The 16862-nt window shown below is 61.8% G+C and carries 12 protein-coding genes; all 12 read left to right on the top strand.

Annotated features, from left to right (window positions below):
* The first annotated feature begins 101 nt into the window (after positions 1-101).
* The 12 genes from AB4O08_RS26495 (at position 102) to glgX (ending at position 16861) form a co-directional block, all read left to right on the top strand.
* Positions 102-2096, top strand: coding sequence for a methyl-accepting chemotaxis protein (locus AB4O08_RS26495; RefSeq protein ID WP_460143646.1), 1995 nt, complete (start codon positions 102-104; stop codon positions 2094-2096).
* An 81-nt stretch (positions 2097-2177) separates the two neighbouring features.
* A complete protein-coding gene (locus AB4O08_RS26490) occupies positions 2178-2636 on the top strand; it encodes an SRPBCC family protein (protein ID WP_010210227.1) in 459 nt (152 codons plus the stop codon).
* A gap of 97 nt (positions 2637-2733) precedes the next feature.
* Complete coding sequence (locus AB4O08_RS26485; protein ID WP_044287248.1) at positions 2734-3180, top strand: DUF411 domain-containing protein; 447 nt, start codon at positions 2734-2736, stop codon at positions 3178-3180.
* Positions 3177-3620: a YqaA family protein gene (locus AB4O08_RS26480; RefSeq protein WP_010210225.1), complete on the top strand. Its 444-nt coding sequence runs from the start codon at positions 3177-3179 to the stop codon at positions 3618-3620. Before AB4O08_RS26485 ends, AB4O08_RS26480 begins: the two co-directional genes overlap by 4 nt.
* Before the next feature lie 44 nt (positions 3621-3664).
* Positions 3665-4666 carry an alpha/beta fold hydrolase gene (locus AB4O08_RS26475; protein ID WP_021493042.1) on the top strand — a complete coding sequence of 334 codons (1002 nt, stop codon included), beginning with the start codon at positions 3665-3667 and terminating at the stop codon, positions 4664-4666.
* Positions 4667-4692: 26 nt separating this feature from the next.
* Positions 4693-5646 (top strand): D-2-hydroxyacid dehydrogenase family protein, encoded by a 954-nt coding sequence (locus AB4O08_RS26470; RefSeq protein WP_183703653.1) that lies wholly within the window; start codon positions 4693-4695, stop codon positions 5644-5646.
* 503 nt (positions 5647-6149) lie between these two features.
* A complete protein-coding gene (gene glgA / locus AB4O08_RS26465; RefSeq protein ID WP_010210217.1) occupies positions 6150-7703 on the top strand; it encodes a glycogen synthase GlgA in 1554 nt (517 codons plus the stop codon).
* A gap of 20 nt (positions 7704-7723) precedes the next feature.
* The gene (treZ, locus tag AB4O08_RS26460; protein WP_044287251.1) at positions 7724-9469 is read left to right on the top strand and encodes a malto-oligosyltrehalose trehalohydrolase; all 1746 of its coding nucleotides are present in this window, start codon (positions 7724-7726) and stop codon (positions 9467-9469) included.
* Positions 9466-11550, top strand: a complete 2085-nt coding sequence (malQ, locus tag AB4O08_RS26455; RefSeq protein ID WP_010210215.1) for a 4-alpha-glucanotransferase — start codon at positions 9466-9468, stop codon at positions 11548-11550. The genes treZ and malQ overlap by 4 nt, the downstream gene beginning before the upstream one ends.
* A complete protein-coding gene (locus tag AB4O08_RS26450) occupies positions 11547-14285 on the top strand; it encodes a malto-oligosyltrehalose synthase (RefSeq protein WP_460114523.1) in 2739 nt (912 codons plus the stop codon). The genes malQ and AB4O08_RS26450 overlap by 4 nt, the downstream gene beginning before the upstream one ends.
* Before the next feature lie 24 nt (positions 14286-14309).
* Positions 14310-14582, top strand: coding sequence for a DUF2934 domain-containing protein (locus AB4O08_RS26445; protein WP_256454648.1), 273 nt, complete (start codon positions 14310-14312; stop codon positions 14580-14582).
* A gap of 119 nt (positions 14583-14701) precedes the next feature.
* Positions 14702-16861, top strand: a complete 2160-nt coding sequence (gene glgX / locus AB4O08_RS26440; RefSeq protein WP_010210210.1) for a glycogen debranching protein GlgX — start codon at positions 14702-14704, stop codon at positions 16859-16861.
* The last annotated feature ends 1 nt before the right edge of the window (position 16862 follow it).

Genomic DNA, 16862 nt, shown 5'->3' with positions numbered 1-16862 from the left:
TCTTGCACGATCGTACCTCAAGCTCTTTCCACCCAGGCCGATAGCCCTACGAAGCTCTAACAAAGCCGCGTCGATAATAAACGCTTCGTAAGGACGACCCCATGCCCCCACTGCGCTCCATCCAAGCCCGCTATACCCTGTTCCTGGTGCTGTTCGTCCTGGTGTTATTTGTGTTGACCGTCGTGGGCATCGGCCAGTTGGTCGCCCCCACGCTGCGTCACACCGAAGAGCAGGTGGTGCTCAACCGCATCGCCGAGGTGGCTGAACAGATCCAGGGCGAGCTGAACAAGGTTCAGTCCCAGCAACGCAGCATTACCCAGACCGTCCCGTTGCTCGACAGCGATGCCATCGACAAGGTCCTGCCTGGCCTGGTCGACCAGTATGGCGAGCTGAAAGTCTTCGGTGGCGGGATCTGGCCGCTGCCTAACCAGCGCACACCGGGGCGCAACAAACACAGCACCTTCTGGCACCGCGACGCCTCGGGCAAATTGGCGGTGAATACCTTCTGGAACAGCGACCCCGCCCCCAACTACTACGACCAGAGCTGGTACAAAGGCGGCCTGGCCTCGCCACGCGGCCAGTGCGCCTGGGCCGCCGCCTACAAGGACGACGCCAGCCAGGAGCCGCGCACCAACTGCGCCATGGCCATCCAGCGCGACGGCGTGCCCTATGGCGTCGCCACCATCGACGTGACCCTGGGCTTTTTCAATGACCTGGTGGCCAGCAAAGAGAAAGACATCGGCGGGCAAATGCTGATCGTCGAAGGCGACGGCAAGATCATCAGCAACAGCACGCGTATCAGCAGCCCGGTGGTGCTCAAGAACATCAGCGAACTCACCGGCACCTCCGCGTTCGCCGCCCAGGTCAGCAAAGCCCTGGCCCAACGCGACCAGGCGCTGCAACGCAGCGAGTTCGACAACCAGGGCGTGGCCAGCACCTTTTATATGCGCCCGATCGCAGGCACACCGTGGTTCCTTGCCACCGCCCTGCCTACCGCGTTGATTACCGCCCAGCGCGATGACGTTCTCGGCACCCTGGCCCTGTTGCAAATCCCCATGGTGCTGTTGCTGGTGCTGCTCGCCGTGTATGCGATCCGTCAACTGGTGCAGCGCATGAAGTCGCTGAAAACCAATATCGACGCACTGTCCACCGGCGATGCCGACCTTACGCGACGCATCACCATTCGCGCTGAAGACGAACTGGGTGCCATCGGCCACTCGGTAAACCGCTTTATCGTCTACCTGCAGAACATGATTGGCGAAGTCACCCAAGCAACCGGCGCCATGTCGTCGAGCCTTGAACAACTGCAGCGGACCTCGGCGCACACCAACCAGATCCTGGTGCGGCATGCCTCGGAGACCGACCAGACGGTCACGGCCATCACCGAGATGAGCTCCACTGCTGACACCGTCGCGCAAAACGCCGCCGAAACCGCCGCGTTCACCCAGCGTGCCAATGAGCATGCCGACCGTTCCCGCGTCGTCGTGGGTGAAGCGTCCAACAGCGTCAGCGCCTTGATTGGCGAAGTGTCCAGCGCCACCCACAGCGTGGAAAACATGCGCCAGGACGCGGCGCGCATTACCGAAACCCTTGGCGTAATCGGTGCGATCGCCGGCCAGACCAACCTGCTCGCCCTTAACGCCGCCATCGAGGCTGCGCGCGCAGGCGAGCAGGGTCGTGGATTTGCAGTAGTGGCCGACGAGGTCCGCGCGCTCGCCGCACGCACTCAGGCCAGCACCTCGCAGATCAACGAAATGCTCACGCGCCTGACTGCCGGCGTCAGCTCCTCGGTAGCGGCCATGGAAAACACCCAGGCCAGCTGCCAGTCGGCGGCGGATGCCACGGCGCGGGTGAACACCGGCCTGGATGAAATGGCCGGCTCTGTCAGCCACATCAACAACCTCAGCACCCAGATCGCCACGGCGGCCGAGCAGCAAAGCGCGGTAACCGAGGAGATCAACCGAAGCATGGTGCAGATCCGACAAATGGTCGAAGAGCTGGTGCAGAGCGGCCATGCCACCGAAACCAACACGCAAAGCCTGTTGGATGCGAATGGTCGGGTAATCGCGCTGATGGGTCGATTCAAAGTGTGCTGATAAACGGCTGAAACACTCCCGTGCAATGTGCGGGAGTGGGACTATTCTGACAGCTCCTAGTCGCAACACAGGAGGTGTGCCATGCGAGCTGCCGAGCAGGCGGTCCGTTTGGAGCGGATCAGTCAGGAACGCTTTATCAAGGCCCCCATCGATGCTGTCTATGACTATGTGACCCAACCGGATCGCTGGCACGAATGGCATCCCACGTCCCTGAGTGCCGATACCGGCACCACCGGCTCACTGCCTGCCGGTGCGCGCTTCACCGAATTCATCGACTTGTTGGGGGTCCGCGTCCCCATGAGTTACCGCGTGCAGATCGCCCGGCGCCCTGGCGAATTCAAGACGGTGTTCACCTCCCTGGCCGTTGATGGTTCCATCCACTACTTCCTGCTGCCCCATCAGGGCGGCACGCTGTTCAAGCGGGTGCTGACCTACGAGACCGAGCTGCAATTGGCCACCTTGCATGAGCGCATGATCGAGTTGTCGGCCGTCGCCCTCGATCAGCTCAAACACCGGTTGGAAAACCCACCCTTCGTATAATTTGGAAACATTCCCACCGGCCAGGCGCTGGCTTGCCTGCGATGACAGCGTCATGATCGCCGCCATCCCAACGGCCATCTCCTACACGCGAGTTTCTATGAAAACCACATTGCGCCTGGCCCTGCTGTCAGCCCTCTTCACCACTACCCTGGCCCAAGCTGCCGAGCTGATCCCCATCGACGTGCACCGCGACGCCAACTGCGGTTGCTGCAAAAAATGGATCAGCCACCTGCAAAGCAATGGCTTTAAGGTCAATGACCACGTCGAAGCCGACATGAGCGCCGTCAAGCAACGCCTGGGCGTGGCGCCGCGCCTGGGTTCGTGCCACACGGCCGTGATCGACGGCAAGTTCGTCGAAGGCCATGTGCCTGCCGAACAGGTGCTGGCCTTGCGCAAACGTGACGACCTGCTGGGCGTCGCCGCGCCGGGCATGCCCATGGGCTCACCCGGCATGGAAGTCGAAGGCCGCAGCGAGGCCTATCAAGTCATCGGCCTGACCCGCGAGGGCAAAGACGTGGTGGTGGCTGAATACCCGGCGCAATGATCGCGGGCTATCTGGGGTTATTCTTCGCCGCCTTTGGCGCCGCGACACTGCTGCCACTGCAATCGGAAGCCGTGCTGGTGGGCTTGCTGCTCAGCGGGCATTACAGCCTGTGGCTGTTGCTGGGCATTGCCACGCTGGGCAATGTGCTGGGCTCGGTGGTGAACTGGTGGCTGGGGCGCTGGGTTGAGCACTTCAAGACACGACGCTGGTTTCCCGTCAGCGACAAGCAGTTGGACAAGGCTCGCAATCATTACGAGCGCTGGGGGCATTGGACGCTGTTGCTCAGTTGGGTGCCGATCATTGGCGACCCGCTGACCCTGGTGGCCGGGGTGATGCGCGAGCCGTTATGGCGATTCCTATTGCTGGTGACCCTGGCCAAAAGCGTGCGTTATGGCGTGCTGGCTGCCGTGGCGTTGCAATGGGTGTTAATCCCCACTTAATCGTCTCGCAACAGCATCCGAGCACCCTTCTCGGAGCCCTGCCAATGCCCCTGACCCGCGCTTTTTGCATCGCCAGCCTGCTCGCCGCCACCGCCGCCCCGGCATTCGCCGCTACGTACGGTCCCGAGCTGCAAGGCTTTGAATACCCCTACCCGCTTCAGCATTTCGAATTTCAATCCCAAGGCACGTCACTGCAGATGGGTTATATGGATGTGCCCGCCAAAGGGCAGGCCAACGGCCGCAGCGTGGTGCTGATGCATGGCAAGAACTTCTGCGGCGCCACCTGGGAAAGCTCGATCAAGGCCCTCAGCGACGCCGGTTACAGGGTGATCGCGCCGGACCAGATCGGCTTCTGCAGTTCCAGCAAGCCCGACCATTATCAATACAGCTTCCAACAGTTGGCGACCAACACCCATCAACTGCTGGAAAAGCTCGGCATTCAAAAGGCCACCGTCATCGGCCATTCAACCGGTGGGATGCTCGCCACGCGTTACGCGCTGATGTTTCCCGAGCAGACCGAGCAGCTTGGCCTGGTAAACCCCATCGGCCTGGAAGACTGGAAGGCGCTGGGGGTGCCCTCCCTCACCGTCGACCAATGGTATGCGCGTGAGCTGAAAGTCAATGCCGACGGCATTCGAAACTACCAGCTCAACACCTACTACGTCGGGCGCTGGAAGCCCGAGTACGAGCGTTGGGTGGACATGTACGCCGGTCTGAGCAACGGTCCGGGGCATACGCGGGTCGCATGGAACTCAGCGTTGATTTACGACATGATCTTCACCCAGCCGGTGTACTACGAGTTCAAGAACCTGCAGATGCCCACGCTGCTGCTGATCGGCACGTCGGACAACACTGCCATTGGCAAAGACGTCGCGCCGCCGGCGGTCAAGGCCAAGCTTGGTGACTATGCCGTGCTGGGCAAACAAGTGGCCCAATTGATTCCTCATGCAACCCTGGTGGAATTCCCGGGCCTGGGGCATGCACCGCAGATGGAGGAACCGGCCCGGTTTCACACGGCGCTGTTGCAGGGCTTGAACGCGCTTTAATCCAACCTTTAACGAGGCACTCGTGAATGTCGGTACAGATCGCAGTCATTGATGATTGGCAGCATGTGGCCAGTGACGTGGTGAATTGGTCGGTGCTAGAGGCCGTGGGCCAGGTGCATTTCCTGCACGACTACCCGACGGACACCGCCACCATGATCGAGCGTTTGAAGGGTTTCGAGGTGATTTGCGTGATGCGCGAACGCTCGACCTTCGACAAGGCCCTGCTGCAAGGTTTGTCGAAGCTCAAGCTGCTGGTGACCGGCGGCATGCGCAACGCAGCCATTGACCTACCGGCTGCCAGGGCGCTGGGCATCACGGTATGCGGCACCGACAGCTATAAACACGCAGCACCGGAGTTGACCTGGGCGCTGATCATGGCCTCTACGCGCAACCTGCTGGCCGAGGCCAACGCCTTGCGTGCAGGCCACTGGCAGGTTGGCCTGGGTGGCGATCTGTACGGCAAAACCCTGGGGGTTCTCGGCCTGGGCAGCATTGGCCAGAAAGTGGCGAAGTTTGCCCAGGTGTTCGGCATGCGGGTAATTGCCTGGAGCGAAAACCTTACGCCAGAACGTGCGGCGGAATCGGGCGTGACCTGGGTCAGCAAGCAAGCCCTGTTTGAACAGGCAGATATTCTTACCGTGCACCTCGTGCTCAGTGACCGCAGCCGGGGGCTGGTGGATGCCGAGGCGCTGGGGTGGATGAAACCGAGCGCTCGCCTGGTTAACACCGCCCGTGGGCCGATTGTGGATGAGTCGGCGCTGGTGCAGGCCTTGGAAAGCGGTCGCCTGGCAGGAGCGGCGCTGGATGTGTATACCGAGGAACCCTTGCCGGTGGACCACCCGTTCCGTCGCCTGCCAAACGTACTGGCCACGCCCCATGTGGGGTATGTGAGCGAACAGAATTATCGGCAGTTCTACGCGCAGATGATCGAAGACATTCAAGCGTGGGCGAACGGCGCGCCCATTCGCGTGCTGGGCTGACGCACCAATCAGGAGCGTGCGCCCCATGGTGTGATTGCCATAACGCCCCCTGTAGGAGCGAGCGTGCTCGCGGAAAGCCCGAGAGCACCGCGTTCTACCTGATGCGCAGCGGCGCCGCGATGGTTTTCGCGAGCACGCTCGCGCCTGCGGCTTAAAGGCCGAATTCAAAGCAGCATATCGTTACAAGTATTTTGTCCTACAAAATCTTCGTAGAAACCCTACGGGCTCTAGGATATGTCCTAGACTGATGACCGATGGGTCCGTTCCAAAACAAAAACCCCGCAAAAAATCGAAACTTTCCAACTCTGCCGTAGGTCCAGTTTTAAGGTAGGCGAGCACGCGTGATTCACGCGAAATGCCCGTCCATCCAATCTTTTTTGGCTAACCGTGCAACTGGCATACGCCTTGCCAGTTTGTACAGTGCTTGCGCGCCTGGCCGCAGGATGCGGTCATCGGAGCTAGTGGCAGCGGGCCATTAGCCGACCAACATGTGGGAGAGAACTATGATCAGTGCCGCTGTAAATATTCAGGGAGAGCGTGTCAGTCAGCCGGTAGGGGGACCTTCGCTGGTCGACCTGCCCACCACTGTGCGGCCGATCGTGAGTCAGAATCCTAATCGCAAGAAAGTCCTGTTCGTGACCTCCGAATTCGCCGACCTGGTAAAGACCGGCGGCCTGGGCGATGTGTCCGCGGCCCTGCCCCGCGCCATGGCCCACCTGCACGATGTGCGGGTGCTGATTCCGGGCTACCCGCAGGTGATGGAAAGCGATAACCCGATCCATATCATCGGTGAGCTGGGTGGCCACGCCGCGCTGCCACCCTGCAAGATCGGGCGAATGGACCTCAAGGACGGCCTGGTCATCTATGTACTGATCTGCCCCGAGTTGTATGAGCGCGAAGGCACGCCCTACGGCGCCAACAACGGCCGCGACTGGCCGGACAACCACATTCGTTTCGCCCGCCTGGGCCTGGCCGCCGCCGACATGGCCGCTAACCTTGCGCAGATCCACTGGTGCCCGGACCTGGTGCACGCCCATGACTGGCCCGCTGGCCTGGCGCCGGCGTATATGCACTGGCGTGGGTCACGCACGCCGACGCTGTTCACCATTCATAACCTGGCCTACCAAGGCGTGATCAGCCTGGCCTCCACGCCGGAACTGGGCATTCCGCCCCACGCCCTGCAGCAGGAAGGCATGGAGTTCTACGGCAAGATGTCCTACCTCAAGGCCGGCATGGCGTACTCCAGCCACATCACCACGGTGAGCGCCACCTACGCCCGGGAAATCACCACCCCTGAATTCGGCTGCGGCCTGGATGGCTTTCTGGCCAGCAAGACCCAGCAAGGCTTGCTCAGCGGCATTCCCAACGGCATTGAAGACAGCTGGGAAACCTCCACCGACCCGCACCTAACCCACAACTTCAACATAGGCGACTGGGAGGGCAAAGCGGTCAACGCCGCTCAAGTGCGCGAGCTGTTTGGCCTGAGTGAATCCACCGGCCCACTGTTCGCCGTGGTCTCACGCCTGGTGTTCCAGAAAGGCCTGGACCTGACTGAAGCCGTTGCCAGCTTTATTGTCGAGCAAGGTGGGCAGATCGCGATCATCGGTCGCGGCGAGCCGGAAGAAGAGAATGCCATGCGTGAACTGGCGCTGCGCTTTCCCGGCCAGATCGGTGTGCGCATCGGCTTCAACGAAACCGATGCTCGGCGCATGTTCGCCGGTAGTGACTTCCTGCTGATGCCGTCGCGCTATGAGCCGTGCGGCCTGAGCCAAATGTATGCCCAGCGCTTCGGCTCGCTGCCGGTCGCGCGCAATACCGGCGGCTTGGCTGACACCATCGAAAATGGCGTGACCGGTTTTCTGTTCAATGAATCCACGGTCGACAGCTACAAAGAAGCCTTGAGCCGCGCGTTCAAGGTGTTTGCCTACCCTGGCCTGCTCAATGCCATGCGCTGCCGGGCGATGACACAACCGTTCAATTGGAGCCAGGCGGTGGAACCCTACGCCGAACTGTATGAGCAACTGGTGGCTAAAGCACTGGGGAAATCCGCTAAATAACCAACGGGAGGTCTCTATAGATGCCGTTACGGACTCTGGAAACCTGGCCCCACGGCGCAATCATGCTGGACGCGCAACACACGCGTTTTGCCTTGTGGGCGCCAGACGCGTTTTATGTCAGCGTTGAATTGGAAAACGGCAAGTCCGTCGCCATGCTGCCCCAGGCAGAAGGCTGGTTTGAAACTGAAATAGCGTGCCCGGCGGGCACGCGCTACCGCTTCAATATCGACGGGGAAATGGATGTACCCGACCCTGCCTCCAGGGCCCAGGCCTCGGATGTACACGGTTGGAGCGTGGTGGTCGATCCCCTCGCCTATCAATGGCGTCACAGCCAGTGGCAAGGCCGCCCCTGGCACGAGGCCGTCATTTATGAGCTGCACGTCGGCGCGATGGGCGGCTATGCCGGCGTCGAGAAACATCTGCCACGCCTGGCCGAGCTGGGCGTGACTGCCATTGAATTGATGCCGCTGGCGCAATTTCCCGGTGAACGCAACTGGGGTTACGACGGCGTCCTGCCCTACGCGCCCCAAGCCTCCTACGGCACGCCCGACCAACTCAAGCACCTGATCGACAGTGCCCACGAACATGGCCTGGCGGTAATCCTCGACGTCGTTTACAACCACTTCGGCCCCGACGGTAACTACCTTGGCCAATACGCCAAAGGCTTCTTCCAGGAAGACGTGCACACGCCCTGGGGCGCGGGTATCGACTTCGATCGGCGTGAAGTACGGGACTTCTTCCTGGATAACGCCTTGATGTGGCTGCTCGAATATCGCTTCGACGGCCTACGCCTGGACGCCGTACACGCCATCGATAACCCGGACTTTCTCAAACAACTGGCTCACCGCGTTCGTGAGCAAGTCGACACGGGCCGACACGTCTGGCTGATGCTGGAAAACGAACTTAATCAAGCCAGCCTCCTGCAGCACGATTTTGACGCGCAATGGAATGATGACTTTCATAACGTCCTACACGTACTGCTGACCGGCGAAACCGACGCCTATTACAGCGACTTTGCCCAGGCGCCTACCGCCAAACTGGCGCGCTGCCTGGGCGAAGGCTTTATCTACCAGGGCCATACCACTCGCCATGGCCATGAACGCGGCGAACCCAGCGGGCACCTGCCGCCGAGCGCGTTTGTGGCGTTTTTGCAGAATCATGACCAGATCGGCAACCGTGCCCTGGGCGAGCGCCTGCATCAACTGTGCTCGCCCCAGGCGTTAGAGGCGGCGACGGCCCTGCTGCTGCTCTCACCCATGATCCCGCTGATGTTCATGGGCGACGAAGTCAACGCCAGCGAGCCCTTCCTGTTTTTTACCGACCACCATGGCGAACTGGCGGAAGCCGTACGCGAAGGCCGTCGTAACGAGTTCGCCGACTTCGCCGCGTTCCATGACCCGCAGCGACGTGAACGCATCCCTGATCCCAATGCGCTGGCGACTTTCCAGCAGTCGGCCCCGACCTTTGCAGACCATCCACACGCCCAGCTCTACCGCCAACTGCTGAACCTGCGCCACCACCACATCGTGCCGCACGTGCCGGGCAGCCTCGCGCTGGGCGCGCAGGTGCTGGCCGACGGTGCCGTCAGCGCGCGCTGGCGCCTGGGTAATGGCAGTCTGCTGCAGATCGACCTCAACCTGAGTGCCACGCCGCTGGATCATCCGGCCGCGGGGCCTGTCCTTTTCGAAACGCCTGCCAACCTCGGTGCCCACCTGCCGCCGTACAGCGCACGCGTTACCCTATCCCCTGTTGGAGAGCACCCTTGAGCGAAGCGAACCTGGAAATCCTCGCCAGCCGAGCGGGACTGGCCGTCGATTGGATCGACGCAAACGGCCGCCCGCAACGTGTAAAACCCGACGCCCTGCGCGCCGTTCTCAAAGGTCTGGGCCACCCGGCCGACAGCGATGCCGAGGTCGACGCCAGCCTGCTCGAACTGGAACGAGCGCAACAAGACACACACCTGCCGCCGCTGATGACCATCGACAGCGGCGAAGGCCTGGACCTGGCCCGCTACTTTGAACCCGACACCCTGTGTCGAGTCAGCCTCGAAGACGGCGAAACCCTGGATCTGCGCCTCGATGGCGACGCGGTGCTGCCGGGCGTCATCGCACTCGGTTATCACCAGGTGCATATCGCCGAACAGACCTTCACCTTGGCCGTCGCGCCTACCCATTGCTACAGCGTGGCCGAGGCCGTCGACAGCCGCCCGGCCCGCGCCTGGGGCCTCAGCGCGCAACTGTATAGCTTGCGCCGCCTGGGCGATGGCGGGTTTGGCGACACCCTGGCCCTGGAACACCTGGCCCGTTCGGCCGCCGAGCGCGGTGCCGATGCCCTGGCGATCAGCCCAATGCACGCAATGTTCAGCGCCGACACCGAGCGCTACAGCCCGTATTCGCCGTCGAGTCGTTTGTTCCTCAACAGTTTGTACGCCTCGCCGGGCTGCATCCTGGGTGAGCGCGAAGTGCGCAATGCCATCGACGCTTTAGGCCTGACGGATGAGCTGCACGACCTGGAACAACACACCCTCATCGACTGGCCCACGGCCGCCAAGGCCAAGCAACGCCTGCTGCGGGCGCTGTATGAGGACTTCCGCCACGGCCAGCATCCACAACACGCCGACTTCTTGAGTTTCCGCCAGGCCGGTGGTGAAGCGCTGGAAAACCACTGTCGCTTCGAAGCCGTGCAAGCGGCGCGTGCCGCCAAAGGTGAAGACCTCGACTGGCGCCACTGGCCCGAAGACTGGCGCAACCCGCAGAGCCCGGCGCTGGTCGCTTTCGCCGCAGCAAACGCGGATGAGATCGGCTATTTCGCCTTCAGCCAGTGGCTGATCGCCCGCTGCCTGGAACGTGCGCAACAAGCTGCCCGCGGCAGTGGCATGGGCGTCGGCTTGATTGCAGACCTGGCCGTGGGCGCCGACGGCGGTGGCAGCCAGGCCTGGAGTCGCCAGGACGAATTGCTTGCGAATCTGACCGTGGGCGCGCCACCCGATATCCTCAACCGTGCCGGCCAAGGCTGGGGCATCTCCGCGTTCTCCCCAGAAGGCCTTAAGCGCCATGGTTTCCGTGCATTTATCGAAATGCTGCGCGCCAACTTCGCCCATGCCGGTGGCTTGCGCATCGACCATGTGATGGGCCTGCAACGCCTATGGGTGATCCCCATGGGTGCCTCGCCGCGTGAAGGCGCCTACCTGTATTACCCAGTGGACGACCTGCTGCGCCTGCTGGCCTTGGAATCCCACCGCCACCACGCGATCGTGCTCGGAGAAGACTTGGGCACGGTACCGGACGGCCTGCGCGAAAAGCTTATCGCGCGCTCGATCCTGGGTATGCGCGTGTTGTTGTTCGAGCAAAACCACGACGGGCAGTTCAAGCCGATCCTCGACTGGCCGGACAATGCCCTGGCCACCACCAGCACCCATGACCTGCCGACCCTCAACGGTTGGTGGCACAGCCGTGATATCGACTGGAACGTCCAGCTTGGCCTGATCGATGCGCCCACAGTGGAGCAATGGAGCGAACACCGCCTGCGCGAACGCCAGGCGCTGCGCCAGGCCTTGAGCCAGGACCCGCAGAACTTCGTCGAAGAAATCCGCAATGAAACCGACCATATGATCGACGCCAGCGTGCGTTACCTCGGCCATACCCGCGCCCCGCTGGTGCTATTGCCACTGGAGGACGCCCTCGGCGTGGAGGAACAGGCCAACCTCCCCGGCACCACCGACACCCACCCTAATTGGCGCCGCCGCCTGCCGGGCGAGGCGTCAAGCCTGCTCGACAATGCCGGCGCAGCACGCCGCCTCGAACTGCTGGCCGTCGCGCGCAACCAAGCCTACGAGCGTGACCGATGAAAGCACTGCCCCTGCGCGCTACCCAGCGCCTGCAATTCCATAAAGGTTTCACCCTGGACGACGCGGTGCCGCTGGTGCCCTACTTCGCCCGCCTTGGCATCAGCCACCTGTACGCTTCACCGCTGCTCAGCGCCCGCGCCGGTTCCATGCATGGCTACGACGTGGTCGACCCCACCCGCGTGAACCCGGAATTGGGAGGCGAAGCCGCCTTGCGTCGTCTGGTCGCCGCGTTGCGTGAACACGGGATGGGCCTGATCCTCGATATCGTCTCCAACCATATGGCGGTGGGTGGTGCGGATAATCCCTGGTGGCTGGACCTGTTGGAATGGGGGCGCATGAGCCCCTACAGCGAGTTCTTCGATATCCAGTGGCACTCGCCCGACCCGCTGCTCAAAGGCCAGTTACTGATGCCGTTCCTTGGCAGCGATTACGGCGAAGCCTTGCAGAACGGCACCGTGAGCCTGCAGTTTGATGCGACCCACGGCGCGTTCTACGTTGAGCATTACGAACATCGTTTTCCGATATGCCCACGGGATTACGCGACGATCCTGGGTAACGATGAATTACTCAGGCCGTTGTCCGACCGCTTCAGCGCCCTGGCCTACCAGGACGATGCTTACCACGAAGCCGCCTGGCTCAAACAGGCACTGGCCGAACGGGCCACTGAAGAACCCGTACGCCAGGCCATCGAGGCGCAGCTGGCGACGTTCGACTTCGACCGCCTGCATAATCTGCTCGAACAACAGGCCTATCGCCTCGCCAGCTGGCGCACCGCAGCCGACGATATCAACTGGCGACGCTTCTTCGATGTCAACGAGTTGGGCGGCTTGCGCGTAGAGCGCACCGCGGTATTTGAAGCCACCCATGGCAAGATCTTTGAACTGATCAGCGAAGGCCTGGTGGATGGCCTGCGCATCGACCATATCGACGGCCTCGCCGACCCGCGCGGGTATTGCCGCAAACTGCGCCGCCGGGTGGATTCGCTGGCGCCGGACCGGCATTTGCCGATCTTCGTGGAGAAGATCCTCGGCGAAGGCGAAACCCTGCGCACCGATTGGCAAGTGGACGGCACTACCGGTTACGAGTTCATGAACCAGCTGTCCCTGCTGCAACATCACCCGGACGGCTTCGAGCCTTTGGCCCAATTGTGGACCCGTCACAGTGAACGGCCTGCGGCGTTCATCGAAGAAGCGCGGCTGGCGCGCCAGCAAATCCTCAACGGCTCCCTAGGCGGCGACTTTGAAAGCGTGGCACAAGCCCTGCTGCAAGTGGCCCGCGACGATGTGATGACGCGCGACCTGACACTAGGTGCCATCCGCCGTGCCTTGCAGGAACTGATTGTGCATTTCCCGGTGTACCGCACCTACATCAGCGCGCGTGGGCGCAGCGCTGCTGACGACACGCTATTCAAGCAAGCCATGGACGGCGCACGCACAACCCTGGGCGAAGGCGACTGGCCGGTGCTCGACCACCTGGAAAAATGGCTGGGCGGTGAGCCCTGGCGAAATCGCCCGGTGGGCCGTGAACGCAAGATCCTCAAGCATGCTTGTGTGCGCTTCCAGCAATTGACTTCCCCCGCCGCCGCCAAGGCCGTGGAAGACACCGCGTTCTATCGCTCGGCGGTACTGCTGTCGCGCAACGACGTGGGCTTCAGCACGGAACAGTTCAGCGCGCCATTGAGCGACTTTCATGCGGTCAACCAGCAGCGCCTGCAGACTTTTCCCGACAACCTGCTGGCCACTGCCACCCATGACCACAAGCGCGGCGAAGACACTCGCGCACGCCTGGCGGTGTTGAGTGAATGCGCGCCGTGGTACGTCGAACAGGTGGAGCATTGGCGCACCCTCGCCGCGCCGTTGCGTACCGATGCAAGCACGCCGTCGGCCGGCGATGAATTGATCCTGTATCAGGTCCTGCTGGGCAGTTGGCCGCTGGATCAGGGCGCTGACTTTGCTGCCTACCAGCAGCGCCTGTGGCAGTGGCAACAAAAAGCCCTGCGCGAAGCCAAGTTGCAGAGCAGCTGGAGCGCGCCCAACGAGGCTTATGAACAAGGCGTCGAAGCGTTCCTTTCACGGCTGCTGCTAAGCGAGGACGGCCGCGCTCTACGGACCGCCATCGGCAATGCTGCTCAAGCGATCGCCCCTGCCGGTGCGCTGAATGGCCTGGCGCAATCCTTGCTTCGTCTCACCGTGCCAGGTGTACCGGACCTGTACCAGGGCGATGAGTTCTGGGACTTCAGCCTGGTAGACCCGGACAACCGTCGCCCGGTGGATTTCAGTGCACGGCAAGAGGCGCTGGCTACCCCTGCGGATATCGGCGAACTGTTGTTCAACTGGCGTGACGGGCGTATCAAACAGGCGCTGATTGCTCAGGTGTTGGCCGTGCGCATGGCCCATCCCGAGCTGTTCCGCAGCGCCACCTACACACCGCTGGAAGTGGTCGGCAAACACGCCGAGCGGGTGGTCGCCTTTTGTCGCGAACACCAGGGCAAACGCTTGCTGGTGGTGGTGCCACGTTGGCCCCATGACCTGCTTGAAAACGGTGTGCATCCCCAGATCAATGCGCAGGTTTGGGGCGATACACGGGTGAAATTACCGTTCGCCGCGACAACTCAAAACTGGAAGGGACTTTTTCATACAGGCGCAGTCACACCAGACAAGGAGCTGTTGGTTAGCGCTGCCCTGGGGGATTTCCCGGTCAATTTCTTTATCAATCCTGATGATCAAGAAAGCTGAAAATTTTCTGTGAGGAGCATTGTGATGAGTACTGAAGACAAACGCATACGCGAACTGGCGCATCAGATCTGGGAGTCCGAAGGCAAACCCCATGGTGAAGATGCGCGGCACTGGGAGATGGCGCGCAAACTGGCGGAGGCCGAAGCGCTGACGCCGAGCAAGCCCAAGGCAGCCGTCAAACCCAAGGCTGGCGCCCCCAAGCCGCCGGCAAAAGCCAAGCCCGCGGCGGCCGCGGCCAGCAAGCCGGCGCCACCGGCCGCTAAAAAGCCAGTCGCGCCGAAAAAGCCCAAGCCTTGACCCCTCACCTCTTGCCGACGCTGTCGGCAAGAGGTGATTTCAACTACCAGACTCTCAGCTGAAATATCGTCAGCAAGGCCGCGTTCGGCCTGAAAAAAGACCCTTGCAGGAGCAACTCAATGCGCAAACCCGATAAAACCCCTTCGACGCCGGGCAATGAGCCGTCGCGAATTCGTGAAGGTTTGCCCTTCCCCCTTGGCGCCACTTGGGACGGCCTGGGCGTCAACTTTGCCTTGTTCTCGGCCAACGCGACCAAGGTCGAGCTGTGCCTCTTCGATGATTCCGGCGAAGTGGAACTGGAGCGAATCGAACTGCCGGAATACACCGACGAAACCTTCCACGGTTACCTGCCCGACGCCCACCCCGGGCTGATTTACGGCTACCGCGTGTACGGCGCGTATGACCCGGCCAATGGCCATCGTTTCAACCACAATAAATTGCTGATCGACCCCTATGCCAAGCAACTGGTGGGCGAACTGAAGTGGTCCGAAGCACTGTTTGGCTACACCATCGGCCACCCGGACGACGACCTCAGTTTCGACGAACGCGACAGTGCGCCCTTCGTGCCCAAGTGCAAGGTCATCGACCCGGCACACACCTGGGGCAATGACCAACCCGTGCGTGTGCCATGGGATCGCACGATCATCTACGAGACCCACCTGCGCGGCATCAGCATGCGCCACCCTTCCGTGGGCGAATCCGTGCGCGGCACCTGCGCCGGGCTGATGGAAGACGACGTACTCAAGCACATTCGCCAGTTGGGCGTATCGTCGGTCGAATTGCTGCCCGTGCATGCCTTCGTCAATGACCAGCACCTGCTGCAAAAAGGCATGACGAACTATTGGGGTTACAACAGCATCGCGTTTTTCGCCCCTGACCCGCGTTACCTGGCCAGCGGCAAGATCGCCGAGTTCAAGGAAATGGTCGCGCACCTGCATGAGCAGAAGCTGGAAGTGATTCTCGACGTGGTCTACAACCACACCGCCGAAGGCAACGAGCGCGGCCCGACCCTGTCCATGCGCGGTATCGACAACGCGTCGTACTACCGTCTGATGCCCGATGACAAGCGCTTTTATATCAACGATTCCGGCACCGGCAATACCCTGGACCTGAGCCATCCGTGCGTGTTGCAGATGGTCACCGACTCGTTGCGTTACTGGGCCAATGAGATGCACGTCGACGGTTTCCGCTTCGACCTGGCGACTATTCTTGGCCGTTACCGCGATGGTTTCGATGAGCGCCACAGTTTCCTGGTCGCCTGTCGCCAGGACCCGGTATTGCGCCAGCTCAAACTGATCGCCGAGCCCTGGGACTGCGGCCCAGGCGGCTATCAGGTGGGTAACTTCCCACCGGGCTGGGTCGAATGGAACGACCGTTTCCGCGACACCGTGCGCGCGTTCTGGAAAGGCGATGACGGCCAGTTGGCGGATTTTGCCGGGCGCATGACCGCTTCGGGCGAGATGTTCAACCATCGGGGCCGCCGCCCCTACAGCTCGGTGAACTTCATCACCGCCCATGATGGTTTCACCCTGCACGACCTGGTGTCCTACAACGACAAGCACAACGAAGCCAACGACGAAAACAACCAGGACGGCAGCAACAACAACCTGTCCTGGAACCACGGCGTCGAAGGACCGACCGATGACCCGGAAATCAACGAACTGCGCCTGCGCCAGATGCGCAATTTTTTCGCCACCCTGCTGCTGGCCCAAGGTACACCGATGATCGTGGCGGGTGATGAGTTCGCCCGTACCCAGCACGGCAACAACAACGCCTACTGCCAGGACAGCGAGATCGGCTGGGTCAACTGGGACTTGGACGACGACGGCAAGGCCCTGCTCAAGTTTGTGAAACGCCTGATCAAACTGCGCCTGGCCTACCCGATTCTGCGGCGTGGACGCTTCCTGGTGGGCGACTACAACGAAGACATCGGCGTGAAGGACGTCACCTGGCTCGCGCCGGATGGCAATGAAATGACCACCGAACAGTGGGAAGACAGCCACGGCCGTTGCCTGGGGATGCTGATGGATGGCCGTGCGCAGGAAACCGGGATCCGCCGTGCCGGCGCGGATGCCACCTTGCTGCTGGTGGTCAACGCCCATCACGACATGGTCAATTTCCGTCTGCCACCGGTGCCCGAAGGCGAGTTCTGGACCTGCATGCTTGATACCAATTCCCCAGCAGTGCGGGGCCAGGAGCGCTTTGATTTCGATCATGAGTACGCGGTGACCGGCCGTTCGTTGCTCCTGTTTGAATTGCAGCGTGAAGACGAGGTGTGAC

The organism is Pseudomonas sp. H3_E07 (assembly GCF_054668895.1).
Note: the sequence above shows the minus strand (reverse complement) of the source record. Positions and strands in the feature narration are given on the sequence as shown.

Coding starts and splice junctions, on each gene's coding strand:
- AB4O08_RS26495 (WP_460143646.1), top strand. CDS start 102: ATGCCCCCACTGCGCTCCATCCAAGCCCGCTATACCCTGTTCCTGGTG.
- AB4O08_RS26490 (WP_010210227.1), top strand. CDS start 2,178: ATGCGAGCTGCCGAGCAGGCGGTCCGTTTGGAGCGGATCAGTCAGGAA.
- AB4O08_RS26485 (WP_044287248.1), top strand. CDS start 2,734: ATGAAAACCACATTGCGCCTGGCCCTGCTGTCAGCCCTCTTCACCACT.
- AB4O08_RS26480 (WP_010210225.1), top strand. CDS start 3,177: ATGATCGCGGGCTATCTGGGGTTATTCTTCGCCGCCTTTGGCGCCGCG.
- AB4O08_RS26475 (WP_021493042.1), top strand. CDS start 3,665: ATGCCCCTGACCCGCGCTTTTTGCATCGCCAGCCTGCTCGCCGCCACC.
- AB4O08_RS26470 (WP_183703653.1), top strand. CDS start 4,693: ATGTCGGTACAGATCGCAGTCATTGATGATTGGCAGCATGTGGCCAGT.
- glgA (WP_010210217.1), top strand. CDS start 6,150: ATGATCAGTGCCGCTGTAAATATTCAGGGAGAGCGTGTCAGTCAGCCG.
- treZ (WP_044287251.1), top strand. CDS start 7,724: ATGCCGTTACGGACTCTGGAAACCTGGCCCCACGGCGCAATCATGCTG.
- AB4O08_RS26450 (WP_460114523.1), top strand. CDS start 11,547: ATGAAAGCACTGCCCCTGCGCGCTACCCAGCGCCTGCAATTCCATAAA.
- AB4O08_RS26445 (WP_256454648.1), top strand. CDS start 14,310: ATGAGTACTGAAGACAAACGCATACGCGAACTGGCGCATCAGATCTGG.
- glgX (WP_010210210.1), top strand. CDS start 14,702: ATGCGCAAACCCGATAAAACCCCTTCGACGCCGGGCAATGAGCCGTCG.